The sequence below is a fragment of the Rhodoplanes tepidamans genome (genome assembly GCF_030813915.1).
Taxonomy (GTDB): Bacteria; Pseudomonadota; Alphaproteobacteria; order Rhizobiales; family Xanthobacteraceae; genus Rhodoplanes; species Rhodoplanes tepidamans.
This window is the reverse complement of sequence record NZ_JAUSUJ010000057.1, coordinates 1-1,577: the sequence shown is the minus strand read 5'-3', so window position 1 is coordinate 1,577 and position 1,577 is coordinate 1. Positions and strand designations below refer to the sequence as shown.

General features: G+C 71.0%; 1 protein-coding gene. It reads right to left on the bottom strand.

The genetic code is table 11. The annotated features are described in order from the left end of the window. Nucleotides 1-1,529 (bottom strand): IS1182 family transposase (locus tag J2S22_RS30820; protein WP_272780887.1); only part of this gene is annotated, 1,529 nt, incomplete at its 3' end. Nucleotides 1,530-1,577: the final 48 nt, after the last annotated feature.

The following is a 1,577-nucleotide window of genomic DNA, read 5'->3' as shown; positions in this document are numbered from 1 at the left end:
ATGAGGGGCTGGACGGCGTTCCGGGCGCCGCTTGCGAGCAGTTCGGCGGCGCATTCGGCCAGGCAGGCCACGAACCGGTCGAGGCCGAGGATGCCGAGCAGGCGGGAGAGATTGTAGCCGAGCGCCATCAGGCTCCACTCGCCGCGCACCTTGTCGAAGCCGCGCACCAGGAAGTGGCGCCAGCCGGCGCGGCATTTGAGGGTGCCGAACGGATGCTCGGCGAGGGCGGCACGACGGCGCATCGGCGTGCCGGCGTCCCGCATGCGCGCCCGGTGGCGCTCGAGCACGTCCTCGTGGACCCAGCGGAGAACCTCCCGGGTGCCGGACTTGGTGGCGATGCAGCGCAGCCGCAGCGAACATGCGTCACATGTTCGCTTGCGGCTCACGTAGCGGACCTCGATCCGGCCGCTCTTGTCCTTGGGCGTCCTGGTCGGCTGCAGCGCCGCGCCGCCGGGGCAGCGATAGACGTTCGCGGCGGCATCGTAGGTGAAATCGGCGTGGGTGAAGCAGCCCCGCGCCGCGAGCCGTCCGGTGCGCTCGGCCTCCGGCACATAGGCGACGATGCCGTCGTCCTCGCAGCGCTTCAGCATGGTCCCGTTGAAGTAGCCGACGTCGGCCAGCACGGTGAGCGTCTCGACCGCCAGCGCCTCGCGGGCCGCCACCGCCATCGGATGGAGCTGGCCGGTGTCGTTGCCGTCGCCGACCACCTCGCTCGCGACGATCAGCTTGTGGGCGTCGTCGACGGCGATCTGGACGTTGTAGCCGGCGACCGTCTGGCCGCTCTTGGTCAGCAGCCGGGCATCCGCGTCGGTGCGCGACACCTGCGTCTCGCCGCTCTCCGCCAGCCGGGCGAGATCGGCCTTCAGGGCGTCCCGCTTCGCCATCAGGGCTGCCATCTTCCGGCCGACGTCGCCGCCGCCCCCGGGGCCTCGGTCGTCACCGTCGGCAGGAGCGGCCTCCGCGGCGTCGGCCGCATCGAGCGCGGCCCCATAGGCCTCGATGTCGCTCTCGATCGCCGCGAGCGCGGCGGCGAGCCGCTTCTTCGTCGCGATGCTCCCCTTGCTCGCATTGCCGTCGAAGAACGCCCCGTCGATCGCCACCAGCGTGCCGCCCAGCAGGCCGAGCTCGCGGGCGAGCAGCACGAAGCTGCGGTTCGCCGCCTTCAGGGCCGCCCAGTTCTCCGCCCGGAACTTGGCGATGGTGCGATAGCCCGGGGTCAGTCCATGCAGCAGCCAGATCAGCTCGAGATTGCGCCGCGCCTCCTGCTCCAGCCGGCGCGACGAGCGGACCCGATTGACGTAGCCGTACAGATAGAGCTTCAGCAGATCGGCCGGATCGTAGGGCGGCTGGCCGACGCCGCCCGCCACCGACCCGGCATGCCGGAACCCGAGCCGCGCCAGATCGAGCGCCGCCACGAACGCGTCGATCGCCCGCACCGGATTGTCCGGCCCGACATAGTCCTCCACGCTCGGCGGCAGGAGACTGGGCTGCGCCCGGCTCGCGCCGGTCTTGAACGGGCGATTCGTCATACGACGAATCCTACATCACCTCGATCCGCCGATTCTTGCCCAGTCTCT